Source organism: Saccharococcus sp. Marseille-Q5394, from assembly GCF_946901335.1.
GTDB lineage: Bacteria > Bacillota > Bacilli > Bacillales_A > Planococcaceae > Sporosarcina > Sporosarcina luteola_C.
Genome location: NZ_CAMPPQ010000001.1, coordinates 540,563 through 566,123, shown reverse-complemented (window position 1 = coordinate 566,123; position 25,561 = coordinate 540,563). Strand labels below are relative to the sequence as shown.

General features: G+C 38.3%; 23 protein-coding genes and 1 pseudogene. 20 read left to right on the top strand and 4 right to left on the bottom strand.

The window, feature by feature from the left end; translation table 11 throughout:
• Positions 1–31 precede the first annotated feature (31 nt).
• From OC538_RS02805 to OC538_RS02750, 12 genes and pseudogenes are all read left to right on the top strand, one after another.
• Positions 32–2,449, top strand: a complete 2,418-nt coding sequence (locus OC538_RS02805) for a heavy metal translocating P-type ATPase (protein ID WP_262173188.1) — start codon at positions 32–34, stop codon at positions 2,447–2,449.
• A 198-nt stretch (positions 2,450–2,647) separates the two neighbouring features.
• The gene (locus tag OC538_RS02800; RefSeq protein WP_262173187.1) at positions 2,648–3,340 is read left to right on the top strand and encodes a response regulator transcription factor; all 693 of its coding nucleotides are present in this window, start codon (positions 2,648–2,650) and stop codon (positions 3,338–3,340) included.
• On the top strand, positions 3,337–4,413 hold the full coding sequence (locus tag OC538_RS02795) for a sensor histidine kinase (RefSeq protein ID WP_262173186.1): 1,077 nt from the start codon (positions 3,337–3,339) through the stop codon (positions 4,411–4,413). Before OC538_RS02800 ends, OC538_RS02795 begins: the two co-directional genes overlap by 4 nt.
• Positions 4,414–4,541: 128 nt before the next feature.
• Positions 4,542–4,724, top strand: coding sequence for a hypothetical protein (locus OC538_RS02790; RefSeq protein ID WP_251700461.1), 183 nt, complete (start codon positions 4,542–4,544; stop codon positions 4,722–4,724).
• Entirely contained in the window at positions 4,715–5,236 is a 522-nt protein-coding gene (locus OC538_RS02785) for a DUF2269 domain-containing protein (protein WP_262173185.1), read from the top strand. Before OC538_RS02790 ends, OC538_RS02785 begins: the two co-directional genes overlap by 10 nt.
• Positions 5,237–5,421: 185 nt before the next feature.
• Entirely contained in the window at positions 5,422–6,924 is a 1,503-nt protein-coding gene (locus OC538_RS02780) for a multicopper oxidase domain-containing protein (RefSeq protein WP_262173184.1), read from the top strand.
• 119 nt (positions 6,925–7,043) lie between these two features.
• Complete coding sequence (locus OC538_RS02775) at positions 7,044–8,150, top strand: stage II sporulation protein P (RefSeq protein ID WP_262173183.1); 1,107 nt, start codon at positions 7,044–7,046, stop codon at positions 8,148–8,150.
• A 102-nt stretch (positions 8,151–8,252) separates the two neighbouring features.
• Entirely contained in the window at positions 8,253–8,579 is a 327-nt protein-coding gene (locus OC538_RS02770) for a four-helix bundle copper-binding protein (protein ID WP_262173182.1), read from the top strand.
• Positions 8,580–8,680: 101 nt separating this feature from the next.
• A complete protein-coding gene (locus tag OC538_RS02765) occupies positions 8,681–9,247 on the top strand; it encodes a YdhK family protein (protein WP_262173181.1) in 567 nt (188 codons plus the stop codon).
• 925 nt (positions 9,248–10,172) lie between these two features.
• On the top strand, positions 10,173–10,787 hold the full coding sequence (locus tag OC538_RS02760; protein WP_262173179.1) for a CadD family cadmium resistance transporter: 615 nt from the start codon (positions 10,173–10,175) through the stop codon (positions 10,785–10,787).
• A gap of 79 nt (positions 10,788–10,866) precedes the next feature.
• Positions 10,867–11,109, top strand: a pseudogene (locus OC538_RS02755) (cadmium resistance transporter); the annotation flags it as partial.
• A 177-nt stretch (positions 11,110–11,286) separates the two neighbouring features.
• The gene (locus OC538_RS02750) at positions 11,287–11,901 is read left to right on the top strand and encodes a class I SAM-dependent methyltransferase (RefSeq protein WP_262173178.1); all 615 of its coding nucleotides are present in this window, start codon (positions 11,287–11,289) and stop codon (positions 11,899–11,901) included.
• Positions 11,902–12,075: 174 nt separating this feature from the next.
• On the opposite strand, the gene lpdA is transcribed toward OC538_RS02750, so the two are convergent.
• The 3 genes from lpdA to OC538_RS02735 form a co-directional block, all read right to left on the bottom strand.
• Entirely contained in the window at positions 12,076–13,494 is a 1,419-nt protein-coding gene (gene lpdA / locus OC538_RS02745; RefSeq protein WP_262173177.1) for a dihydrolipoyl dehydrogenase, read from the bottom strand.
• 216 nt (positions 13,495–13,710) lie between these two features.
• Positions 13,711–16,110, bottom strand: coding sequence for a heavy metal translocating P-type ATPase (locus OC538_RS02740; RefSeq protein WP_262173176.1), 2,400 nt, complete (start codon positions 16,108–16,110; stop codon positions 13,711–13,713).
• A 70-nt stretch (positions 16,111–16,180) separates the two neighbouring features.
• A complete protein-coding gene (locus tag OC538_RS02735) occupies positions 16,181–16,567 on the bottom strand; it encodes an ArsR/SmtB family transcription factor (RefSeq protein ID WP_251695103.1) in 387 nt (128 codons plus the stop codon).
• Positions 16,568–16,732: 165 nt separating this feature from the next.
• Here OC538_RS02735 and OC538_RS02730 point away from each other — a divergent pair, with 165 nt between their 5' ends.
• The 6 genes from OC538_RS02730 (at position 16,733) to OC538_RS02705 (ending at position 21,473) form a co-directional block, all read left to right on the top strand.
• Entirely contained in the window at positions 16,733–17,278 is a 546-nt protein-coding gene (locus OC538_RS02730) for a copper resistance protein CopC (RefSeq protein ID WP_262173175.1), read from the top strand.
• A complete protein-coding gene (locus OC538_RS02725; RefSeq protein ID WP_262173174.1) occupies positions 17,275–18,369 on the top strand; it encodes a copper resistance D family protein in 1,095 nt (364 codons plus the stop codon). Before OC538_RS02730 ends, OC538_RS02725 begins: the two co-directional genes overlap by 4 nt.
• Positions 18,370–18,393: 24 nt before the next feature.
• Positions 18,394–19,068, top strand: coding sequence for a DsbA family protein (locus OC538_RS02720; RefSeq protein ID WP_262173173.1), 675 nt, complete (start codon positions 18,394–18,396; stop codon positions 19,066–19,068).
• Entirely contained in the window at positions 19,068–19,508 is a 441-nt protein-coding gene (locus OC538_RS02715) for a disulfide oxidoreductase (RefSeq protein WP_262173171.1), read from the top strand. Before OC538_RS02720 ends, OC538_RS02715 begins: the two co-directional genes overlap by 1 nt.
• Before the next feature lie 94 nt (positions 19,509–19,602).
• Positions 19,603–20,637, top strand: coding sequence for a flavin-containing monooxygenase (locus OC538_RS02710; protein ID WP_262173169.1), 1,035 nt, complete (start codon positions 19,603–19,605; stop codon positions 20,635–20,637).
• A gap of 116 nt (positions 20,638–20,753) precedes the next feature.
• Positions 20,754–21,473, top strand: a complete 720-nt coding sequence (locus tag OC538_RS02705; protein ID WP_262173168.1) for a ZIP family metal transporter — start codon at positions 20,754–20,756, stop codon at positions 21,471–21,473.
• Between the two features lie 561 nt (positions 21,474–22,034).
• Here OC538_RS02705 and OC538_RS02700 read toward each other — a convergent pair.
• The gene (locus tag OC538_RS02700; protein WP_251695095.1) at positions 22,035–22,193 is read right to left on the bottom strand and encodes a hypothetical protein; all 159 of its coding nucleotides are present in this window, start codon (positions 22,191–22,193) and stop codon (positions 22,035–22,037) included.
• A 569-nt stretch (positions 22,194–22,762) separates the two neighbouring features.
• On the opposite strand from OC538_RS02700, the gene OC538_RS02695 reads away from it, so the two are divergent.
• On the top strand, positions 22,763–24,067 hold the full coding sequence (locus tag OC538_RS02695) for a murein hydrolase activator EnvC family protein (protein ID WP_262175119.1): 1,305 nt from the start codon (positions 22,763–22,765) through the stop codon (positions 24,065–24,067).
• A gap of 591 nt (positions 24,068–24,658) precedes the next feature.
• Positions 24,659–25,555, top strand: coding sequence for a DUF6744 family protein (locus OC538_RS02690; RefSeq protein ID WP_262173167.1), 897 nt, complete (start codon positions 24,659–24,661; stop codon positions 25,553–25,555).
• Positions 25,556–25,561: the final 6 nt, after the last annotated feature.

Below are 25,561 nucleotides of genomic sequence, written 5' to 3'. Positions count from 1 at the left end.
ATACCCCCTCTATGTATTGGAGTGATAAAAAATGACAAATAAAGAAAAAACGTTGCAAATCCAAGGAATGACTTGTGCAGCATGCGCCAACCGAATTGAAAAGGGGCTTTCGAAAATAGAAGGCGTTGAACGAGCAAATGTGAACTTTGCATTGGAACGTTCAACAATCGTCTATGACCCAGAGAAAACGAATGTCAATGAGTTTAAGGAAAGGGTTGAAAAGCTCGGCTACAGTGTCGTTCAAGAAAAAGCCTCTTTTGATATTTCGGGCATGACCTGCGCGGCTTGCGCGACAAAGATAGAAAAAAGAATCAGCAAGATGGATGGGGTAGCTAATGCTAACGTCAACTTTGCGCTAGAAACAATTGCAGTTGAATATGACAGTAAACAGGTTCAAACTTCTGACATGATTACTGCTGTTAAGAAATTGGGCTATGAATTGATTCCGAAGCAAGATGGGCAAAACAAAATGGATCATAAAGAACAAGAAATCAAGAGGCAGCAGAGGAAGTTCATTATTTCGCTGATTCTGACGGCTCCTTTATTATGGACGATGGTAGCTCATTTTGAATTTTTGTTATTTATTTATTTGCCTAACGTTCTAATGAATCCGTGGGTACAGCTTGCGCTTGCAACGCCGGTTCAATTTTATGTTGGTGCCCAATTTTATAGAGGTGCTTTCAATGCTTTACGAAATAAAAGTGCCAACATGGACGTCTTGGTTGCACTGGGTACGAGCGCAGCGTACTTCTACAGTCTCTATTTGTCAATCGAATGGATGAGTACAGGTAGTGTCGGGCATCCGGAACTCTATTTTGAAGCTTCAGCTGTCATTATCACTTTAATTGTACTTGGTAAGTTATTTGAAGTTCGTGCAAAAGGGAAAACGAGTCAAGCTATTCAAAAGCTACTTGGTTTGCAGGCTAAAACAGCCCGAGTTCTAAGAAATAACACCGAACAAGAAATCCCAATTGAAGAAGTGGTGGCAGGAGATATAATCCTAGTCAAACCGGGTGAAAAGATTCCGGTGGATGGGGAAATTATTGAAGGACGATCTGCAATCGATGAATCGATGATAACGGGCGAAAGTATACCGATTGATAAAGTTGCGGGCGACGTTGTAATTGGTGCAACGATTAATAAGAATGGTTCGTTGCAAATCAAAGCAACAAAAGTGGGAATAGATACAGCTTTAGCACAAATCGTCAAAGTGGTTGAAGAGGCACAAGGGTCTAAGGCGGATATTCAGCGATTGGCTGACCGAATTTCTGGAGTTTTCGTGCCTATCGTTGTTGTCATTGCAATTGTCACTTTCTTTATTTGGTATTTTGCGGTGACACCGGGTGATTTCCGCTCAGCGCTTATCCCGACCATTTCGATTTTGGTCATTGCTTGCCCATGTGCACTTGGATTGGCAACACCGACTTCTATCATGGCAGGTTCTGGTAGGGCTGCTGAAATGGGCCTTCTCTTTAAAGGCGGAGAACATCTGGAGAACACACAATCAATTGACACAGTCGTATTAGATAAAACAGGAACCGTCACAAAAGGCGAACCTGCACTAACAGATATTCTGGTCGCCGATGGGTTTGATGAAGAGGAAGTTCTTCAATTGATTGGAACTGCTGAAAATCAATCGGAGCATCCATTGGCACAAGCAATTGTTAAAGGTGTAAAGGAGAAAGGTTTAACACTTCTTGAAACGACTGATTTTGAGGCTTTACCGGGATTTGGTATTCGGGCCGAAGTAAATGGTAGAGAAGTGTTAGTTGGCACAAGAAAATTGATGAGAGAGCGTAACATTGCAACTTTGGATTCAGAAGCCTCAATGGAGGAGCTGGAAAGTGAAGGGAAAACAGCTATGCTTGTAGCTGTAGATACTAAACTTGCTGGTGTTGTTGCAGTAGCTGATACAGTAAAAGGAACTTCAAAAGAAGCGATTGCCAGAATGCAGGAACTAGGACTGGAAGTCATTATGCTAACTGGTGACAATCAACGTACTGCAGAGGCCATTGCGCGTCAAGTAAACCTGTCTAACGTAATTGCAGAAGTGCTGCCGGAACAGAAAAGTGCAGAGATTAAAAAGCTTCAAGAACAAGGCAAGAAGGTGGCGATGGTCGGTGACGGCATTAATGACGCGCCAGCGCTTGCCATGGCAAATGTAGGAATGGCAGTAGGGACCGGTACGGATATTGCGATAGAGGCTGCTGACATCACTTTAATGCGGGGAGATTTAAATAGTGTTGCAGATGCGATTATCATGAGCCGAAAAACAATGCGAAATATAAAAGAGAACTTATTTTTCGCTTTCATTTACAACACAATTGGAATTCCGATTGCAGCAATTGGCTTATTAGCTCCTTGGGTAGCGGGTGCAGCGATGGCCTTCAGTTCGGTTTCCGTGGTGTTGAATGCATTGCGTCTACAGAAAGTGAAAATAAGGAATTAAAAATGAAAGGCCTATACCAACTCTTAACTGGAGTTGTTATAGGTCTTTTTATATCTAAAAAAGAACCCATCTTGGTATATTAGGTTGCTTTGATTGTCGTCTAACACATTCTGCTTGCTTGTCTTAATATCGATTGTGTTCACGTTCTGTTCATAAAAGGATGCTACTATAAAGTGTAAAAGAATGAGAGGTCGGATGATGAACAAGCCAATTAAAGTTCTCGTCATCGAGGATGATTCATACATTTGTGATTTGATCAATTTATACGCAGAAAAAAGTGGTTATAAAGTTAGCGTTGCAAACGATGGGGCAACTGGGTTAGATATGTTTCATGAAAGTCCACCTGATCTGGTCATCCTGGATATTATGCTGCCTGAAATGGACGGTTGGGAAGTTTGCAAGGAAATAAGGAGATATGATAAAACGCCTATTATCATGCTGACCGGGAAAGGTGAAAGCTACGATAAGTTAAAAGGTTTCGAACTTGGAACAGATGATTACTTGGTGAAACCTTTTGACCCGAATGAATTAATGGCACGGATAAAAGCGGTTCTTCGGCGAGCCAATCCTATATTAGATACTAATCAGATTATCGAGCTTCCTATGTTAGAGATTAATCTTCATCAATACAAGGTAATTTATGATGAAAAGGAAATCGGTTTGGCACCTAAAGAAATGGAGGTGCTTTATTTTCTCGCCACCCATCCCAATCAAGTATTTACTCGTCAGCAACTTTTGGACCAAATATGGAGCTTGGATTTTGAAGGGGATCCGAGAACGGTTGATGTGCATATCAAAAGGATTCGAGATAAATTAGGAAATGCCAACTCTAACTGGAGAGTGAAAACTATAAGAGGAGTCGGATATAAATTTGAGGTGTACAACCATTGATTCGAATAAAAAGTATTTTTGTTAAGCTGTTTATCACATATATCGTCATATTAATTGTGTCACATTTTATTTTTGCTACTACTTCATATTTGCTATTTCAGAACAACCTTACTGAAATGCACCTTAATCTTGAGGGTATAAACCAATTGAAATACATGTTAATAACTTCTTCTATTATTTCTATAACGATTACAGGTTTATTTACCTATTACATCACTAAAAGAATTACCGCTCCACTTCGGGAAATGAATCGGGTTGCCCTTCAAATCGCTAGAGGAGATTTTAATCAAAGCGTTAAGATCAGGACACATGACGAACTGGGGGAACTGGGACAAACATTCAACCATATGACACATGAGTTGGCCAGCTTGGACAAGATGAGAAAGGATTTTGTCGCCAATGTTTCCCATGATCTACGCTCACCACTCACTTCAATTCATGGGTTTGCCACGGCATTTCTTGATGATAAAATCCCCAATGATAAAAAACGACATTATTTTAGCGTCATTAAAGAACAAACTGAACGAATGATAAAGCTTGTAAATGATATTCTGGATATGTCTCAAATCGAATCGGGACAATTAGAAATTCGTCCAGCACTTTTTAATTTGTCAGAGCTGGTACGCCAAGTCATGGCTCGCATGGAAGTTGAGTTTGTAAATAAAAATTTGAATGTAGAGTTAATATCTAGAGAAGAACAAGATATCTACGTATTTGCCGATGCTGATCGGATAGATCAAGTGATAGTTAATTTAATTCAAAATGCAGTACAATTTTCCACCTACAATAGTTCAATAAAAGTGTTTCTGAACAAGGGAGAACGGGCGGTGGTGTCGATTCGTGATTATGGACCGGGAATCAGTCAAGAAGAAATTCAAGCTATTTGGGAAAGATTTTATAAAGCTGATGCAGCTCGTACAAATAAGGCGGGCACAGGGCTAGGCTTATCCATTGTTAAGCATATATTAGATCTTCATCAAACCGATATTAAAGTGGAAAGTGAAGTAGGGACAGGAACAACCTTTACTTTTTCACTACCATTGAATTTGAACGAGTCTACTAACAGGAAATAGGTAATTCTCTGTTCATCATCCGTTCATAATACATTGTTATACTAAATTGGTATTGGGTTTGAATACTAAGGAGGAAATCTAGATGAAAGAATTATTTTCAAAGATGTGCAACAGAGGAGGATACACATATGGCTGACCGTAAAACGACTTCAAATACACCTCGCTGGGTAAAAGTGTCTGGGATAATCGCAATCGTTCTAGTGTTACTAGTCGTCCTTATTATGATCGTCAGTGGTGGTAAACACGGCCCTGGTCGCCACCTACCGTCTTCAACCGGCGTTGAGCAAAGTGTGGAACAGCCATGGTCATGAAACCCGCTCTCCGCAAGTTAGCACTCACTGTGCATATCACTTCTTCGGTGGGCTGGCTCGGCGCGGTAGTTGGTTTCCTGATACTTGTTGTTGCGGCTCTCTCCAGTCAAGATACTAAGACAGTTCAAGCTGTATGGATAGCGATGGAGTTGACTGGTTGGTTCGCTATTGTCCCGTTGGCTCTTTTCTCTCTACTTACTGGGCTTGTTATGTCAATGGGAACCAAGTGGGGGTTAGTAAGGCATTACTGGGTCCTTTTCAAACTTCTGCTAACTATACTAGCGACTGCCGTCTTGTTGCTGAATATGCAGACAGTGAGCTTCTTTGCTGAAGTTGCGATAGGGACGGGAAGTGCTGATCTTGGAGGGATGTGGGGTGAATTGCTCCATGCCGGGGGCGGCCTGCTAGTATTGCTCATCATCACAATATTATCGGTCTATAAGCCGCGAGGTATGACGCGGTATGGGCTGCGCAAGCAAGAACAACAGCGTAAGGTCACGACGATAGACTAAATAAGAGAACCCATGCCAACTTCTATAAGAGTTGGCATGGGTTTTCTTATTTCGTATTCCACAGACTATGCAAATTCTATGCATTAATTATGACGAATTTTAGACACACCTGTCGCATGCATATTTTTTTCATATGTTCTTGTTATGCTGAAAATAGAAATAATCATAGAGAGGGGAAAAAAGTGATGGGAATCAAGATAACACTTGCCGCAGCGGCAATTAGTATATTGGTTATCAGCGGTTGTAGTAATAACGTTCAGCCTGAGAAGGAAATGGATCATTCAACAATGAATCATGAAATGGAGGAAATGGATCATTCCACTATGGGTGAAATGATGGAAGGGCATATGAGTCATGACGAGGTAGTTATGTTAAACGACTCAACAGGGGAAAATGAATTGAAAATCCCTACTATGCTTGAACAGGATGACGGTGAAGATGTCGTATACACGGTTCGGGCACAAAAAGGAAAGACCGAAATATTCAATGGGACTGAAACTGAAACGTATGGATACAACGGGTCGTATTTAGGACCAATGCTCCGTTTTGAGAAAGGTGACAAAGTTAAAATTAGAACGATAAATGAGTTGGATGAAGCGACGACTTTCCACTGGCACGGCCTGGAAGTACCCGCTGACGTTGATGGAGGACCGCATGATGCACTTGAACCGGGAGAAGAAAAAGTAATTGAATTTGAAGTGACACAAGAAGCGTCAACATTATGGTTTCATCCACATCCCGAAGGAAAAACATCTGAACAGGTATACAATGGACTTGCCGGTTTGATTTATATTGAAGATGATAATTCGAAAAGCCTTGGGTTGCCAAGTATTTATGGTGAGAATGATATTCCTTTAATTTTTCAAGATCGGAAATTTAATGATAAGAAACAATTGAATTACAGTGCTGTCAAGAATGAAGATGGAACAATCGGCAATACACTATTAGTCAATGGGACGTTGAATCCCAAGTTGACTGTCAACAAAGAGAAAGTACGTCTCCGTTTACTAAATGGGTCTAATGCGCGGAACTTTACTTTTAAATTGAATACGGGTGATTCTTTTGTCCAAATCGCTACAGATGGCGGCTTCTTGAATGAACCGGTCACTTTAAAAGAAGTAACACTGACACCTTCTGAGAGGGCTGAAATTATTGTTGATTTTTCACAACTTGATACAGAAAAGGATTTGGCGTTAACGAATGAGGATGGATCTATTCTTTTACCATTTGAGGTTTTAGATAAAAGTAGAGCGATTAGTAAGATTCCAGGAGTAATGAATGATATATCATTAACAGAGGAAGAAATGGATCTGCCAGTCACAAAGAAGATGGAACTCTTTGGGATGATGGATATGGTAACGATAAATGGAAAGAAGTACGATCCGGAGAGAATTGACTTCACACAACAGCAAGGGGTTAAGGAAGTCTGGGAAATTTACAATAAGCCGGACGATATGGGCGGTATGATTCATCCATTTCACATCCACGGAACGCAATTTAAAATAATTTCCAGGAATGGAGAAGCACCGCCTGAAAATGAGCGGGGATGGAAAGACAGTATTGCGATTCAACCAGATGAGACGGTAAAAATAGCTATACAATTTAATCATAAGGGTGTTTATATGTTCCATTGTCATATTCTCGAACATGAAGACAATGGTATGATGGGACAAGTAAAAGTCGAATAAAGATCAATCTATTTAATTGCGTTAGAAAGCAGTAACAGCCAGTGTGTAGTGGTTCACACTGGCTGTTTTGGAATTCTTCTAAGGAAAAAATTTCATTCTATCTAAAGGTAGGCCAAATAATGCTTCCAAAAATCAAGCCATATTCAAAGAATAAGAAGAAAAAGAAAAAGAAAAAGAAAAAGTCCTTGCTCGCTGTTCTTTTATATTTTGCAATTGTATTATTTTTTATTTGGTTACTAATCGTTTCTATGCTTGCTTTATATATTCGGAAAGATGAAAACAAAGAAAATCCCGTGTCTGGAAGTGACTCTTCTTTTTCAAACTTTGAGATGGAAACGTTAGACAATCATTCAGGTATTCCGAATCCAGTTACAGAATTCAACATGTCTATTAATAGCACACCAGATGAAAAAAATATGAAGAGTAAAGAACAACAACCAGATAGAGATGAATTCAAACCGTTCATGAAAGATCTTTTGAAAGATGGTGAGCTTACATTTAAGAATCTTGATGCTATCTTTGCGAATATGAAATCTCCCGAAATGATTCCTAAAGATTCTATACACTCGACTTTCGGCAGAGATGTTATTTTTATTTATCACACACATAACAGGGAATCCTTCTTACCGTATTTAAAAGACAGAAATAAACCGGAAGGAGCGTATCACTCAAAAGCGAATATGACATTGGTTGGTGAAATGCTTGGCAAAGCATTGGAAAGAAGAGGAGTAGGAACGGAAGTGGATTCAACTGATATTGTCCAAGAACTAAGTTTGCGAGGATTAGACTATAATAGTTCTTATCAGCTTTCAGGAGAAATAGTTAGGACAGCGCGTGGCGAAAATAAAGATTTAGATATTTTCTTAGACTTACATCGTGATTCATTGCGGAAAGATTCTACCACCATAAAAATAAATGGGGAAAACTATGCCCGGCTATTGTTCGTTGTGGGAACTGGACATGAAGATTACGCAAAGAATCTTTCTTTTGCTGAGGAAGTACATAATGTTCTTTCAAAGCAGTATCCCAGTTTGTCAAAAGGAATATTGAAAAAGGACAAAAGCCAAGGCAATGGAGTTTATAACCAAGATCTTTCTCCAAATTCCCTTATTGTTGAAATTGGAGGAGTCGATAATACAGTAGAGGAACTACAGCGAACTGTCGAAGCATTGGCTGATGTGTTAAGCGAATATTATTGGCACGGGAAAAGCAATTTAGATAAATGATTTAATGAATATAAGGACTTTTTAAGGAGATGCCCACTTCCCGTTTAAAATAATTCCTTAAGGGAAAAATTACACCGAATGAAAATCTCAGGAGGTGAGACCGTGAATACGAAATACGCAGAAACACTTAAGGTGATTCTAGAATGCCTAGAGGAATGTAATACTTGTTTTGATGCATGCTTGAAAGCAGAAGATGTTAAGATGATGGCTGATTGCATACGATTGGACCGTGAATGTGCCGATGTTTGTGCGTTCACTGCACAGGCTATAACTCGCAACAGCCCATTTACTAATCAGATTTTAGAACTTTGTGCAGAGGTCTGCGACCGTTGCGCGGAAGAGTGTGCTAAACATGACGAGGATCATTGCAAACGCTGTGCCGAATCTTGCAGAAAATGTGCCGAAGCATGCCGTCAAGCGGTGGCTTAAGCAAACTGAAAAAACTTCATTGGAGGAGCTATCCCGAGAAACTACAACAGTTTCTTGGAATAGCTTCTTTCATAAATATGTTAAATTAGAGGTGTATTCAAATGAAGAAGCATTTACTTCTTTTAGGTCTCACGGTAGTCATTGGTTTAAGTGGATGTGGGAATAACGCGACCAATGAGAAAAACACAGACGTCAATAATGAACCGAAACAGGAAGATATGGAAATGGAGATGCACCACCATTCCAGTTCAGGTGAAGTTCCGGCAAACTTAAAAGTAGCGGAAAATCCAACCTTTGAAGTAGGAAGTGAAGCAATTATTGAAACTGGTCATATGAAAGGAATGAAAGGTGCCGTAGCAACAATTGTAGGTGCTTATGATACTGTTGCTTACGCTGTTTCATATACGCCGGTAACTGGTGGAGAAAGAGTGGAAAATCATAAATGGGTTATCCAAGAAGAGATTGAGGATGCTGATGGCAAAACTCTTGAACCAGGGGCTGAGGTCACCTTAGAGGCAGACCATATGAAAGGGATGAAAGGGGCATTAGCTGAAATTGATTCAGCTGAAAAAATTACTGTATACATGATCGATTTTACTCCGACTACCGGTGGTGAAGAAGTAACTAATCATAAATGGGTTACCGAAAGTGAACTCTCTCCAAAATAAAAAGATTTAGTAACTCTCATCCGAATTACGGTTTGGTGATGCTATTTATTTGGATAGCAGTCCACTTTGAAAAGAGCTAAACCAACCCTACGGTTTAGCTCTTTTTCATTTTTAGATATTAATAATTGGGTCTCGTTTATTGTAGAGAATTCGATACAACAATTACAGTTGCAGCTATAGGCAAAAAAACGCCATCCATAACGTAAGCAACCTGGCATGATTAGCAGCAAGTCAATTAATTTAAGACCTATGCAAATGAAACATTTTACAAAATAATGTTTAGCGTTTTTGCGGCTTTGACCGATAGTAAAGGGTGGTTTCTCCAAATCATCAGCCAAGAGGGGCAATGTCTGCGGTTTCCATAGCTGTATCAGTTTCGCCACGCTGATTACAATCCCCGCAGTCGCACTCCTCCTCGCAGTTTAATTAAATGAGAATAGCACATCGGGAATTGGAATAATCCAATTCTTTTTTATTTTATCATTCAAACAGATGTTTGAATAATTTTGAAAAGGGGTTATAATATATTCAAAGGAATATTTTAATGAGAGGGGAAGTTTCATGAAATTACATAAACTTCAGTTCTATTTGATGAATAATCCGATGAGACATTGGTTAAAAAAATATTGAATTTAATACATTCAAGGAGTTTTTAGAAAAGAATAACTCTCTTTTGGGGGAAAGGTGTTAGATGCTGGTTGTGGGTCAGGATACAGCACAAAGCTTATCCAGCAATTCTCTCCCGCTGAACTAATAGAGTATGATTTAATGCCATCGCAAATATAAATAGCAAAACGGAAATATCCGGTATTGGATTTTTTTGTTAGGAATGTGTTACATACACACTTTTATTCTGACAATTGTGGCGCTGTTTTTGTTTTTGGGATTTTGCATCATATCATCTAAAAACATTGGAGATGAAAAAATGATCGTAACGATGCTCACAGCAGCTGCTGTTTATTTAGCGACAGGGATTGACTACCTAATTATATTAATTCTTTTATTTTCGCAAATAAAAAAAGGACAGGCGAAGCATATTTGGATAGGACAATATATAGGTACCGCAATTATTATAGCAGTGAGTCTCTTAGTTGCTTTTGGAATTGCAAATTTCATTCCTCAGCAATGGGTAATAGGATTACTTGGACTTTTACCGCTTTATCTAGGTATTAAAGTTTGGATCAAGGGGGAAGAGGATGAAAATGAAAGTAATATTTTATCTCTATTTTCCTCCAAACGGTTTAATCAATTATATTTGACAGTTACTTTTATTGTTTTAGCTTCTAGTGCGGATGATTTTTCGATTTATGTACCGTACTTCACGACATTAAATACGATTGAAATTCTAGTTGCTATGATTGTTTTTTTAATTATGGTTGGTGTTTTATGCTATGTAAGTTATCGCTTAGCTTCCGTGAGTTACATATCCGAAAAAATAGAGAAATACGAACGCTGGATTGTACCAATTGTATTTATAGGGCTAGGGATTTACATCATGTATGAGAATGGTACATTCAATGCTATATTGTCATTTTTTTAAATGACTGAGGGATTAAAAATGTGTAAAATAGCGTCCTGAATAGATTATAATCATTGTATTAACGGGTGTTAAATTTTCGAGGAAGTTCTATTTAAATGTAGCCTTTATCACATTTGCCAATGGTGGAGACAATATTGGTATTTATGTTCCGTTCTTTTCTACTTTAAGTAACAACCAACTGATCATTACAGTTGGTTGTTACTTTACAAAGGATGCAGTCTGGTGTTTAATCGGCTATCGTTTAGCAAGGTCTAGATATGTTTTTGAAACACTTGAGAAATACGGTCGATGGGTTATTCCAATTGAGTTTATAGAATTATGAATATATATTATGTTAAAACAGAATACACTTTCTAGAATGTGGTCTTTCTTCGGATAATTAGATATTTATATTTCCAGTCATCTAAAGTGTTTATGATGATTTGATACTTTCTCGCTATGGATAAGGTGAAAAGCTTCTGAATGATTATCTAAAATTTCAAAAGGTGGTGTTACATATATGAAACTAAACAAAATTGAATTTATGTTAATGAATAACCCCGCAAGAAGACTTATGCAAAAGAGCCTTGAATTTAAAAAGTTTAAATACTTTCTAAATCGAAATGATATCAATCTAAAGGGAAAATCGATTTTAGATGCAGGTTGTGGATCAGGATATAGTACCTATCTTCTTGAGAAAGAATACTCTCCAAGTAAGCTATACGCTTTCGACTTAATGGAGAGTCAAATTGATTTGGCGAAGAAAAGAAAATTAAACGCTAATTTCTTCGTGGGAGACATTACAAAGATTGGTGTTCATGAGGAAGAATTTGATGCGGTTTTTGTATTTGGAGTTTTACATCATGTTCCAGCCTGGAAAGAGGCCATTAAGGAATTTTCTCGTGTATTAAAACCAGGTGGTGTCTTGCTTCTTGAAGACATGAATGGAGATGCATCTAAATTCTTTAAAAAGTACTTTGGCCTTGACCATCCTAACGAAGCATTTTTCGAGTGGAGTGAATTTACAAGTCATATAGAGGATAATGGGTTGCAAATTCTGTATCAAGAAAAAGTAGTTTTTGAAGGCTTAAGAACGTTTTTATGTATAAAGCCAACGAACTTAAATAATATTTAGGGATTCATTCAAATCCGAACTTCAAATTATTGATTTAATAATCCTTTCATTTAAAACACTGATAACAATTTACGTTTTTATAATAATAATTTCAATTAATGCTAATCCATTAAACTAAATAATTGGACCTGCACTTATGATTGTGCAGGTCCAGGTGAATTAAATAAGCTCTAATTATTTTTTATTCAACATATGAATAGCATGTCCCATAACGCCTTCAGCAGCTTCCATGAGGGGTTCCGGTAAAGTTGGATGAGCATGAATCGTAAGGCTAAGATCTTCTGCTGTTGCTCCACACTCAATTGCAAGAACTGCTTCAGCAATGAGTGAAGATACATCTGGGCCTACCATTTGTACACCTAACACCCGATTGGATTTCTTATCTGCTACAACTTTTACGAAGCCATCAGCATCTGAAACAGCTAATGCTCTGCCGTTAGCTTGGAATGGGAAACGACTGGAAATCGTTTCATATCCTTGTTCTTTTGCCTCCATCTCTGTTAAACCTGTATAAGCTACTTCAGGATCACTAAAAATAACAAAAGGCATGGCCCGATAATCAATGACGCTTTTTTGCCCACTTATAACTTCAGCAGCTATCTTACCTTCGTAACTCGCTTTGTGAGCAAGGAGGTTGCCACCAGCGCAGTCACCAATCGCATATACATGTTCCACGTTTGTTTGACATTTTTCATTTATCTTAATAAAACCGCGTTGATCTAATTCGACCCCGATATTTTCTAATCCGATTTTACCTGTGTTCGGTTTTCTTCCAATGGAGACTAAGCAATAGTCACCCCTAATCAACTCTTCCTCTCCATTAACAAGAACCTTAATGTTTACTTCATCGCCTGTATTTTCTCCACCTTGGACTAAAGCATTCGTTATAAGTGTAATTCCCAGTTCCTTTAATTGACGTTTCACGACATTTGTAAGCATAGGGTCCGTCCCTGAAAGAATTGTATCTGATCCCTCAAGGATAGTTACTTTAGCTCCGAATTTAGCATAAGCAGTTCCTAATTCTAAACCGATATAACCACCACCTACTACAACTAAATGTTTCGGTACTTCTTGAAGCGTTAATGCTTCAGTTGAAGAAATGATTCTTTTTTTATCAAATGGCATACTTTTTAACTCGATAGGTAGAGACCCGATCGCAATAATTAGATCTTTGTAAGAATAGAATTGTTCTTCGTTTCCAATTTTGATTCTGGCAACATGGGGTTCAGTAAGAAACGCTTCTCCACTAATGACTACCACTCCATTGCCTTTCAGCAAAGTCCGAACGCCATTCGTTAGTTTCTCCACTATTCCGTCCTTCCACTTAACTACCTCTGGCATCTCTACTTCCACTTCACCAGAAACCTTGATCCCCATTGTATTAGCATGTTTGATGTGTTTTACTCGTTCGGAAGCGCTGATAAGAGCCTTTGAAGGTATACACCCACGGTTAAGGCAAACCCCTCCTAATTCTGCCTTATCCACCAACACCACCTTTTTCCCCAATTGAGCGGCACGTATGGCAGCTACATATCCCCCAGATCCTGCACCAATAATTAACAAATCAACATTTTTTATTCCTTCAGAAGTCATTTTAGTTTCCTCCTTGGATATTAAGAATGAGAAAATATTATTATTACCTTAGAGTGACAGCGTCTATGTTCCATATGAATATCTATTTGGAATATAAACTGATATTTAACATATACCCAATCTTTCCATTTTTAATTAGGTACGATATTTAGAAGCTATATCTTTAATAAGCATTATTAAAAGGGCTTTCCAATCGTCTGGAAAGCCCTGAGCACTTTATTCTTTCACCCTCATTAGCCGCAAGCTATTTAGGGCAACTATAAGGGTTGCTCCCATATCAGAAAGAATTGCAATCCAGAGCGTTAACCAACCTGGAATAACTAATAATAGGGCAATAAATTTGATAGCAATTGCAAAGGTAATGTTAGCTTTAATGGTATTCAGAGCCTTCCGGCTGAGTTTTACAGTGAATGGAAGTTTTCTTAAGTCGTCTCCCATAAGGGCAACGTCTGCCGTTTCAAGTGCAGTATCCGTCCCAGCTCCACCCATTGCGATTCCAACTGTAGAAGCCGCTAACGCAGGTGCATCATTGACACCATCACCAACCATGGCTACGTTTCCGTACTCGGCCCTTAATTGTTTTATAAACTCTAATTTGTCTTGAGGCATTAGGTCAGCTCGGATATCAGATACCCCAACATGACTACCTATTGCATTTGCAGTTCCTTTGTTATCACCTGTAAGCATAATTGTCTTTTTTATACCGAGTTGATGTAATTTTTCAATAATTTCTTTGCTTGATTCACGGACTTCATCAGCTACTGCAATAACTCCGAGTACTTCCTTTTCGGTTCCAATGACCATAGCTGTTTTTCCTTGATTTTGAAGTGCAGTGACATTTTGTTCTAAATCTTTTTCGAAATCAACAGTTAATAATTCGTTAAAGAGTTTCGGGCTACCGATGTAATAAGTTATCCCGTTTACATTACCTTTGATGCCCTTGCCTGTAATAGAAGTGAAATCCTCTACCAGTATATCGGAATAGGAAATGTTTTCTTCCTCTGCTTTTTTCATAATAGCTGAAGCAAGGGGATGCTGGGAACGATACTCTAAAGCAGTGATGATCGCCAATAATTCTTTTTCATTCATTTGATTACTCAATACAGCATAATCAGTTACAACTGGAATACCTTTTGTTAATGTCCCTGTTTTATCAAATGCTATTGCCTTTAAGGCACCCATTTCTTCTAAATAGACTCCACCTTTGATAAGGACGCCTTTTTTCGCTGCATTCCCGATCGCTGAAACAATAGAAATCGGAGTCGATATGACCAACGCACATGGACAACCAACAACAAGAACGGCTAATCCTTGATAGACCCATGTTTCCCAACTACCACCTAAGAGTAGAGGAGGGAGTAAGGCAACTAATGCTGCAATGATCATAATGATCGGTGTGTAATATTTCGCGAATTTATCAACAAATGCTTGTGAAGGAGCTCTTTCTCCCTGTGCTTCCTCAACAAGATGTATAATTTTGGAAATGGTTGTATCTTCTACGAGTTTCGTTATTTTTACTTCAAGTAATCCTTCTTCATTCAAAGTACCTGCAAATACTTCATCGTCAACTGTTTTCTCAACGGGGACTGATTCACCTGTGATAGCTGCTTGGTTGACGGCAGAGTAACCTTTAATGACTAGACCATCCATCGCAATCTTTTGACCAGGTTTTACAATCATGATATCCCCAACAGCAATATCATCGACATGAATCATCATTTCTTGCCCATTTCTCCTAACAAGAGCTTCTTTAGGAGCGATATCCATTAATGAACGAATAGATTGTCTTGCTCTATCCATGGAGAATCTCTCAAGTGCTTCACTAATTGCAAAGAGAATAACAACAATGGCAACTTCTGCCCATTCTCCAATAATGGCACCACCTATAACAGCCACTGTCATAAGGGTTTTCATGTCAAATTCAAAGCGTAGTAAGTTTTGCAAACCGACTTTAAAAAGTGATAACCCTCCGATAAACATGGATACTAAAAACAATAAGGTAGTAACAATGTTTTCTTCTCCATTGACAAACGAGGAAAGGTAACCGAAGACAATTAGTAAAGAAGAAAAAAGTAGCGTACTATGTTTTTTATAAAACGGTAACTTTTCTTCGTTTTCACCTTCTTTTACTTCTTGTGAAGCATTGCGAGCAGACTTTTCAGGGGTCACTTTAAGGTTTTCGAAAGCACCTGCTTTTTCTAGTTCCTCTATTGTTGCATCTCCGTGTATGGATATCTTAGATGCACCAAAATTTACTTTTGCATCTTGAACCCCCGGAATTTGCTTAACGTTTTTCTCGAATTTACCCGCACAGTTCGCACAGGTAAATCCCTCAACGCGATATACATTTTTGTCCTCTATAACCACTTTTGGAGTTTGCCGTTTAGGTTTTTCAGGAGCCAATTTAAGATTCTCAAATGCACCAGCTTTTTCTAGTTCTTCAATCGTTGCATCACCATAAACCGATATCTTAGATGCACCAAAATTTACTTTTGCCTCCTGAACTCCCGGGAGTTTTTTAACATTTTTTTCAAACTTACCTGCACAATTTGCACAGGTAAACCCCTGAACACGGTAAACATTTTTTTCATTTTCTAATTCTTTTGCTTCAGTCAATTTTAATAACCTCCTTTTGGTGTACAATTGCTATCTTTATTAGATACTTAATTGTTCATGATCTAAGAATTTATTTGTTCCAACCCTCTTTCGAATGTGCTAGCGCAATATTCACTAATTGATGGACATGTTCGTCAACCAACGAATAGAAGACAAGCTTGCCTTTTTTCTCGGAAGCTGTTATTCCCATATCGCGCAAGTAGCGCAAATGGTGGGAGGCGTTTGCAGTAGATGTATTTAAGACATTAGCAACATCACATACACACATTTCCTCTTCCAGGGTTAGTGCATAAGCCACTTTCAATCGATTTGCATCCGCAAGAGCTTTAAAGAGTAGTTCTACCCCGCTGATTTCGTCAATTCTCTCGCTAACACGATTGACAACAGCTTCGTCATAACAATATGTTTCACAAGTTTCAGCTGTAGCAGATCCAGTAGTCTCTTTGATTTTTTCCAAGATCCCTTCACCTCATTCAAATATTCATTTGATTATCTATAGCATATTCAACCGTTGAAATTTTGTCAATTATAATGTTCAAATGGCTGTTTTAATGATTGGCTTTTCTGATACAATTATTTTGGATTCTAGGTGATCTTATCGCTATTGGGAGGAAGGGAAGTAATGAAGAGGATTATTAGTTCGACACTGATTTTATTATTTGCATTTTCAAGCAGTGCCTATGCACATACAGGTTTAACTAGTTCGTCACCTGCCAAAGGTGACGACATAGCTGAAGACGTTTATGAAATTGTATTGGAATTTAATACGAAAATTGAATCGACGAGCACTGTGAAAGTCTTTAATGAGAACAACGAGGAATTTGTCGGAAATACGATGGTGAATGAAAATGTCATGACAAGTGGTTTCAATGAACCTCTAGATAATGGTACATATACAGTCGAATGGAAGATTATTGGTGCAGATGGCCATCCGATTCAGGGAACTTATTCATTCATGGTCAATCAAGAAGAATTAGATGATCCCGCACCATCTGAAGAAACACCTGTATTACCCGCGGAAGAAGTAGAAGAAGAGCCAGTAGAGCAGCCAGTTGAAGTTACATCCAAAATTGCATCAAATGACGTACTTGTTGTAATCCTCATAATATTATTTACTATAGCTGGTGGTTTTTTTTGCTGGGTTATTGGAAGAAGGCAAACTAAATGATTTGGATTTATCTTTCTGAAAGTTTATTGTATCTCTGTTTTTCTTTATTGATGGGAGCTTTTCTCATTCAATTCATTCCGGAACGGTTGAAACCTGAAATATATATCCCTAAGCGCTTACTACAGCTGGCGATATTAGGTGTTGTGTTCTTTTCAGCTGTACCAGTCATTCGGATTATCCTATTTCTTTATGAAGACATCGGTCTAATTATGACGATGCAAAACGTCCTAGGGGGTTTTGAAGTAGGGAAGGCTTGGAATCTAACGGTCATACTTGCAGTTTTCTTTTACCTTTTTGTTTCATTGTTCCCGGTATTGAAAAGCAAAGTGCTTTCCGGTATTTCTATCGCTTTCACTCTTGTCCTGCTCTTAGCATTGGGCTGGGCTAGTCACGCAGCTTCGCTAACCGAATGGAGTGGGTTCGTTTTCCATTCATTGCACTTTTCAGCCGTAACATTGTGGGTTGGAATTCTGCTAATTGTAGGTTGGTGTTCAAAAAACCAAGAGAATTGGCTTTCTTACTTAAAGTGGTTCACCCCTTTGGCAATCGTTTGTTTTCTTACAATTGCAGGAACTGGCTATTTCCTTATGACATTGGTGATAGATGTGAATGAGTATGGGGACGCCTGGATGGTACCATATGGACAAGCCTTATTAGTAAAGCATCTAACGATTATCCCGGTTTTGTTTTTTGCTTTTATAAATGGATTTTGGATCAGACGCAAATTGAAACGACAAGAGCAAATCAACCCAATAGCTTGGTTGAAGTTCGAAAGCATTCTTCTTTTCTTTACGTTTGTTTCGACCGGCGTTCTGGGTCAGCAGGAACCTCCGCATAGTATTGAGATTACACTCGCAGGCAATGGACCCTCGGCTATCTTCAATTATTTCTATTCGGGAGTCATTGATCCATCTATGAGTTTGCAATTCGGGTTGAATACAATTAATATATTGTTTTTCGTTGTTGCGATCATTTTCATGTGGCTTATCATGTATAGTTTTAGGAAAAAGACATCTGCAGTCGTTCCTTTTTTCATGGGAATGTTCTCTGTCATTTCTATATACTTCGGGTTAATGGCAAGCATTCAATAATACATAACAGAGAAGAGGTATTTGATGAAAAAGAATAAGAGTTCAAATATGAAATTTGCAGTTATTATGACTCTTTTGGTAGTAGTATTATTGGCAGCGATCGTTGTTTTAAGTAACAAACAGGAAACATCGACAACTGAAATACAACATATTGATATTACAGGCCAGCCCTCGTTCGGAGAGGAAGATGCTCCTGTGACAGTAGTTGAATTCGGTGATTTTAAATGCCCGTCATGTAAAGCTTGGGGTGAAAGGGTTTATCCGGCGTTAGTAAAAGATTATATCGAAACAGGTAAAGTGAAATTTTCTTTTATCAACGTATTATTCCATGGCAAAGAATCGACTTTAGCCTCGATTGCCGCCGAATCAGTTTTCGAGCGGAATCCGGGAGTGTATTGGGATTTCCATCAGGCGTTATTTGATGCCCAGCCTGTTGAAAATCATGATGCCTCATGGGTAACACCTGAAAGAATTCTTGAAATCGCAAGTGGGTTTCCTGAGATTGATCAAACCCTTTTAAAAGAAGACATGGAACAGCAAGCGACGATGGAAAACGTTAAAATCGATGAAGAATTAGTGCGAGAAGCTGGTGTTTCGATGACTCCGACCATTGTTATAAATGGCAAAGTGATGGAGAATCCTTTTGACTATGAGGCTATTAAGGCAACAATTGAACAAGAAATAAAGGATGAAAACTGATGGACAGTACAGGAAGTAAAAGCAAGCAGCAAGGATTCCTATTATATTTTGCTTGGGTTGTCTCATTAGTTGCTATGTTCGGAAGCCTGTACTTCAGTGAAATCAAAGGATATATTCCATGTGAATTATGTTGGTATCAGCGTATTCTTATGTACCCTCTAACTTTGATATTGGGAATCGGAACATTCCAGAATGACATTTCCGTTAAAAAGTTCGTGCTTCCGTTATCAATAATTGGGGGAAGTATTTCATTCATGCAATATTTGGAGCAGAAGATACCCGGCTTTGGAGGGATCAAGCCATGTGTAAGTGGTGTGCCTTGTAGTGCCCAATATATAAACTGGTTTGGATTTGTTACGATACCGTTTTTGGCGTTAGTGGCATTTGTAATTATTGCCAGCTGTATGATATTCATTAAATCAAAGAAGTCCATTAAGTAAAGAGTGTTAGAGAAGCCAAAGAAATCAACTCAGCATAGTTGTCATTCTTTTGGCTTCTTTGTGTTTTAAACATACTTTTAAGGGGGAGAGGACTATGCGGTACGAGACCATTGTTATCGGGGCAGGACAAGCTGGACTGGCGATGGGATATTATTTAAAACAAAGTGGTGGAAGCTTCTTACTAATAGATAAAGGTCAACAGGTGGGGCAAGTGTGGAAAGACAGATATGACTCCTTAAAATTGTTTACACCTAGAATGTATAGTTCATTACCGGGTCTTCTCCTAGAAGGAGAACAACATGGGTTTCCTACAAAAGATGAAATTGCAAATTACTTAAAGCGCTATGCAGAAAAATTTGCTTTACCAGTAGCACTCAATAGCGAGGTTCTGTCCGTAACAAAACATGGAGAGAGTTTTTGTGTTGAAACAACAATAGGCATGTTCTATTCGTCGAATGTTGTCGTTGCTACGGGCCCATTTCAGAAGAAAAGGATTCCCGCATTTTCGGCTTCCCTTAGTGAAAGAATTTTACAGATGCATTCATCTGAATATAAGAACCCTAAACAGCTTCAAAAAGGAAAAGTGCTTGTTGTTGGAGGCGGTAATAGTGGGGCTCAAATAGCCGTTGAATTGTCGGAGGAGAGAGAAACGTATTTAGCCATAAGTAAAAAGCCAAGTTACTTCCCATTAACGGTTGGAGGAAAGAGTGTATTTTGGTGGTTTGATAAATTGGGAATACTAAAAGTGAGAAACACATTATTCATCGGGAAATTAATGCGCAAAAAGGGTGATCCGATCTTTGGAAGTGATCTAAAAAGTGCCATTACAAACTTTGGGGTTACGTTAAAGGGAAAAGTCGTAAACTGTAAGAACGATCAAATTATATTTGACGATTCAACAATCCTTGAAGTGAATAATATTATTTGGGCAACTGGATTCCAACAAGAGTATGAGTGGATAAAAGTGGAGGGTGTATTTGATAAGCAGAAAAAGATTATTCACGATAGGGGGATAAGCCCGGTAAATGGTCTTTACTTTTTAGGCTTACCATGGCAATCACGAAGAGGATCTTCTTTGCTTCAGGGAGTACGTTACGATGCCAAGTACCTCATTGAACATATGAAATGACGGTGTATATCGTAAAAAAGTAAAACTAAGTTAAATTTATGAGGGCAAGCCTTAAGCATAATTTATATTCCATGGCCATATAAACATATAGACAAAACTAACTAAAGGATGGTTTATTGACTCATGTATGGCTTATCGGCTTTTTATCAACTTTTGCTGGAATTGGTGCAGGAGGAATTCTTGCTAGTTTTATAAATGGTTTTAAAAGAAGCATTGGGACTATCTATGCTGTCTGTACAGGGCTGATCTTAGGGTTAATTAGTTTTGAAATCGTGCCGGAAGCCTTACACCTAGGGAACTGGATTGTTTTTTCTTTAGGTTTCTTAGCTGGCGTTATTATATTTGAGCTAATTCATATGAGGTTGCACAGGAACCCTGATTTAATAAACTCACGAAAACATCATAATGTAAGAATGGGGTTATTTTTAGCTCTCATCATTTCAGTTCACAATTTCCCTGTAGGAGTAATTCTCGGGACCAGTGAACATTCCAAATTTAGTTTAGCTTTATTACAGGCATTAATATTACATAATATCCCTGAAGGCATGATACTTTTTACTCCATTCTTTATTGCCGGCATTAGAATTTATCTGTTGTTTCTTCTTTCTGTTTTCATTGCAGCACCTGTTGCATTAGGCGCTTTGATCGGTGAAATGATCGGTATGCAAAATAATCTTTTATGGTCATTCTTAATTAGTTTGACAATCGGAACTATTTATATGGTTACGATTAAAGAAATCTTGCCGGAATCAATCCGGCAATCGTCCAATATGTATAGTTTTTTCATTTCACTAATTGCTTTTAGCCTGATGGGTGTATACCTAATTTATCTATAAAGGGTTCTATAGTTAAGAGAAAGTAACAAATGCAGAGGCTAGACAAGAAATGACAGTAAAACCTTCTATACGATAAGAAAAGCCGAGGAGTTGTCGATTATTATTTTTTTACATCCAAATCGTTCAGTCACGCAAAAGTAATTAAATAAGCTCACACATAAGTTCAATAAATGTCTGCTTACTTCATTGGACAGAGCTAAAGCTAGAGGTGGATCAACGAGCGGATTATGTGCTGCTCCACGGAGAATTAGTGCACGCCGAGCTTTAGTCTCAAGATTAAACCACTTTTCAACGAATCGAGAGATAACAGGAATGATAATCATTCATGCAGGAAATCCTAACTTTCGTTGCCCAGAATCTCAAAAAGCTCGCCACCTGGACATGGAAACCGCCAGTTATGGCGTGACAGGAACTAATATAGCAAGATAATACGACCGTATTTTCAAAAAGTACCTTCATAATTAACAAAAGGGTTGGAAATCAAATCGATTTCCAACCCTTTTGTCTACGGTCTGAGACCGCTCACTTTATCGTAAGCTGTTATTTAATTTAAATCGATTATTATTGTTCATGTTTCCAACTTGTAGATTGTCCTGTAGAAGGGCAACTAGGAAATTTTTGTCCTGCTGTTAATTCAACATGATGGCCATTTTCGTCAATATAGTGACCTGTTTCCATAACTGTTTCACCAGTTTTATGAGAGTGTTGATGTTCTGTCATTAGTTTTCTCCTCCTATTAATCTGATAATGAAATTTCAACAAAATGAAATATCATCAATAGTTAAATTACCCTAGGATCAGGCCATTTAAACAATTATTAATGATGCCATGAGGGAGGATAGCCTTTTGGTGGATAAGGATTAATTCTGTAACTATCACGAATTCATTTCTGTCCATTTGGTCGGTGAATTACAACTTCAGTGCCATAATAATAACAGCAACAGCCATTGTGTAAAGTGGCTGTTTTTTTGTGTGATTTATTTCTTAATTAATCTTTTTCGTTATGGAGTCCTTATTCTACTTAATTCAACAAATACTATCTCTTTTCCCTTATCAAATAAGATACATAAATGATATATAACTGTAATAAAAAGCGTGAAATACCATGATATAATGAGCTCGCTGTCGAAAAATACACCTCCATGGAAATCGCAAAGTGACAAATAGAAACTATGATTGAAGAGACATCATAGGTAGATGTTTTGATCCTGATAGGTGTAATTATTGTTTGAGATTGTTTTATGTCTTTAACTAAAATACATAGATTAATAGATTTGGAAGGGGAACGAATGTTGAGAAAGTCGAAATGGATGCTCCTGTCAATAGCTACGGTTACCTTATTTTCATTTTCAGGAACTGCTACTCTTGCTAATATGAATGACCTAAAATCAGAACAGAAGAAGTTGGAACAGAAAAAAGATAGTTTAGATTCTCAAATGAAGAAGAAGAAAGTTGAAATATCACAAAATAAATCTGAGATTGATAAATTGATGGAGAAGATCCAGGATCTAGGGAGACAGATTGCTGATACAAACGGCAAAATCGATGGAGTCAATGTAGAAATCACTCAAACAACAAAAGAAATCAAGGAATTGAAGGTTTCCATAGCTGAGCTTGAGAAGAAGATTGCAGAGCGTGATGAAATATTGCGTGAGCGAATCCGTGCTTTACAAGTTAGCGGCGGTTCTGTTAACTATCTCGATGTACTATTAGGTGCTAATAGTTTCTCAGATTTCATTGACCGTTTTTCTGCAGTTAATACATTGATGGATGCAGACCGCCAAATCATGGAAGAACAAGCTGCTGACAAAAAAGCTCTTGAAGAACAAAGGAAAATGGTTGAGGACAAGCTAGCTCAACAAGAAGCGAATAAAAAGAAACTTGTCGACTTAAAATCAAATCTTGATACTCAAAAAATTCAACAGAATAAATTAATTGACCAGCTCGAGGCTGAACAAGAGAAACTGCAAAAAGAACAGGCGTCATTGGAAGATGAATACCACGAAGCGGTTGAGTTGAGTAAAGAAGTTGAAGATAAAATTGTTTCGGAACAGAAACGTCTCGCAGAAATTGCGCGTAAAGCGGAAGAAGAGCGGAAGAGGAGAGCAGCAGAAGCTGTTAAGAAAAAATCCTCCCGTTCTAATACTAATAGCTCAAGTTCGTCTTCCGCACCTGCAATTTCAAGTGGTTATTGGACAAAACCTTCCACTGGACTTTTTACATCTCCGTATGGGAATAGGTTCCATCCTATCTACAATGAGTGGAGAATGCACAAAGGTGCTGATCTTGCCAATGTTGTTGGAACACCGATTTATGCTGCGGGTGCTGGGGTTGTTTCCCATGCAGGTCGGCTTGGGGGATTTGGAAATGCCATTATAATCACTCACTCTGTTGATGGACAAATCTTCACAACGGTTTACGCTCATCTATCCAGTGTAGGTGTTTCCCAAGGACAAAGTGTTGAAAAGGGACAGAAAATCGGAGGAATGGGTTCGACTGGGGATTCCACCGGTTCTCACCTTCACTTTCAACTCCACGACGGGTATTATTCATCCTCGAACACAGTTAATCCTTTACGCTATGTACCGTTTTGATTAATAATGGGCTCTGCATCTGTCTTGGATGCAGAGCTTTTTTATTTTTCCCGAATAAAGGGTGCTTTTCAGACAAGGTAATTGTCCCTTTTTTTATACTACTAATGTAAATCGAAAATGTAGATTGATAAGTGGCTAATAGGTTTAGAGTTTAACAACAAATTTGCGAAGGGTAGCCGATTTTGATACGCTAGAAACATATTCCTTATATATTTTAGTCACTGTTTTCTTGGTGAAAGCCGTTATACTTTTGCATTTGGCAGAATGAGATTCGGCATAAAATTGTTAGCCTTCATATCTTCTATTAATAGGAGGGAAGTTAGGCAGACGATTTCGTCTTAAGTGTGTTGTTAGGCAGATTACCACATATTAATTACGCAATGTGCGTTATATATATTTAAAGTCGATTGAGTCCGTTAGGATGCAATCGGCTTTTTTGTTTTCCTAACTAGTCGAATGAAAGGTGAGGGGCAATCGGATGACTGGAATATTAAAAGTAAACAAGGGTTATTTCAAAACGCATCTTATTTAGCTGAAAGCTAAGTGGATGCTTTTTTTCTACAAAATAAAATAGGAAGGAAGTTGATTAGCATGTCAATCAATCTTGAGAACATGACAGCAGTTCAAAATGAAAACCAAGAGGGAGTACTCGGTCATCTAATGTGGTTCAGTATAGGGAAACAACTGATTAAAACGGCTGACTTAAAAGAACGCCTAATTCAGTCAGGTTTGGAGGAAGATTGGATGCCAAATGCCATTCGGCCAGCTGATGCTTTCAGACGGGCCACGAAAGAGATTGAAACACGAAAAGCCACTTCTCAGACGGGAGTATTTGAAAATTATCTGATCAGGGAGGTCTTTTCGGACAAGGATTATGTGCAACGGAATATTGTTGTTGAATCCGTGAATCAGGCGGGAAAGAGGCTTGAATACAACAGCAAAGCCGGTGTGATTACGTTAGACAAGAAGAATGAGTCAATCACATTCATATCCGAGAATGAGACAGCTAAAGAGCTATGCATGGAAGCTGAGCAGAAATTCAATATCTATAAGGATAATTATTCAGCCCAGCAATTGAGAGTTATGGTCAATAAAATTCTACAGTCTCTTGCACCTACACCTGTTCGTCCAAATGGAGGAATATACTTTGTTCCAGATTCGCATACAGAAGGATTGGCGAAGTTGGTTAAATTCACATCATCCCTCGAAAATAGCGAAGGGTTTAAGATTCCAGTCGTCAATACATTCGACAATCGGAATATGGTCAATGCGAAATTGAATGAGCATTTGGAATCCATTTTAAACGACTGTAAAACAAGCGGAAGTCTGAGAAAAGGGCAAGTGAAAGAAATCATTGAAAATGCGAACTCTGTTATCTCGAACTATAAAAATTATAAAGGAATCGTTCAAGACGAAGCAGTGCAGCTTGAACAGAAAATCATGAGGATCCGTTCCGAAATTACTCGGATGGTGACAGATTTATCTTGAAAAGGG

Bases quoted from the DNA above. Each gene is read 5' to 3' on its own strand.
- OC538_RS02790 (WP_251700461.1), top strand. From the start codon at position 4,542: ATGGCTGACCGTAAAACGACTTCAAATACACCTCGCTGGGTAAAAGTG.
- OC538_RS02730 (WP_262173175.1), top strand. From the start codon at position 16,733: ATGAAGAGGATTATTAGTTCGACACTGATTTTATTATTTGCATTTTCA.
- lpdA (WP_262173177.1), bottom strand. From the start codon at position 13,494: ATGACTTCTGAAGGAATAAAAAATGTTGATTTGTTAATTATTGGTGCA.
- OC538_RS02695 (WP_262175119.1), top strand. From the start codon at position 22,763: ATGTTGAGAAAGTCGAAATGGATGCTCCTGTCAATAGCTACGGTTACC.
- OC538_RS02800 (WP_262173187.1), top strand. From the start codon at position 2,648: ATGAACAAGCCAATTAAAGTTCTCGTCATCGAGGATGATTCATACATT.
- OC538_RS02765 (WP_262173181.1), top strand. From the start codon at position 8,681: ATGAAGAAGCATTTACTTCTTTTAGGTCTCACGGTAGTCATTGGTTTA.
- OC538_RS02700 (WP_251695095.1), bottom strand. From the start codon at position 22,193: ATGACAGAACATCAACACTCTCATAAAACTGGTGAAACAGTTATGGAA.
- OC538_RS02750 (WP_262173178.1), top strand. From the start codon at position 11,287: ATGAAACTAAACAAAATTGAATTTATGTTAATGAATAACCCCGCAAGA.
- OC538_RS02690 (WP_262173167.1), top strand. From the start codon at position 24,659: ATGTCAATCAATCTTGAGAACATGACAGCAGTTCAAAATGAAAACCAA.
- OC538_RS02725 (WP_262173174.1), top strand. From the start codon at position 17,275: ATGATTTGGATTTATCTTTCTGAAAGTTTATTGTATCTCTGTTTTTCT.
- OC538_RS02780 (WP_262173184.1), top strand. From the start codon at position 5,422: ATGGGAATCAAGATAACACTTGCCGCAGCGGCAATTAGTATATTGGTT.
- OC538_RS02775 (WP_262173183.1), top strand. From the start codon at position 7,044: ATGCTTCCAAAAATCAAGCCATATTCAAAGAATAAGAAGAAAAAGAAA.
- OC538_RS02720 (WP_262173173.1), top strand. From the start codon at position 18,394: ATGAAAAAGAATAAGAGTTCAAATATGAAATTTGCAGTTATTATGACT.
- OC538_RS02805 (WP_262173188.1), top strand. From the start codon at position 32: ATGACAAATAAAGAAAAAACGTTGCAAATCCAAGGAATGACTTGTGCA.
- OC538_RS02710 (WP_262173169.1), top strand. From the start codon at position 19,603: ATGCGGTACGAGACCATTGTTATCGGGGCAGGACAAGCTGGACTGGCG.
- OC538_RS02715 (WP_262173171.1), top strand. From the start codon at position 19,068: ATGGACAGTACAGGAAGTAAAAGCAAGCAGCAAGGATTCCTATTATAT.
- OC538_RS02760 (WP_262173179.1), top strand. From the start codon at position 10,173: ATGATCGTAACGATGCTCACAGCAGCTGCTGTTTATTTAGCGACAGGG.
- OC538_RS02785 (WP_262173185.1), top strand. From the start codon at position 4,715: ATGGTCATGAAACCCGCTCTCCGCAAGTTAGCACTCACTGTGCATATC.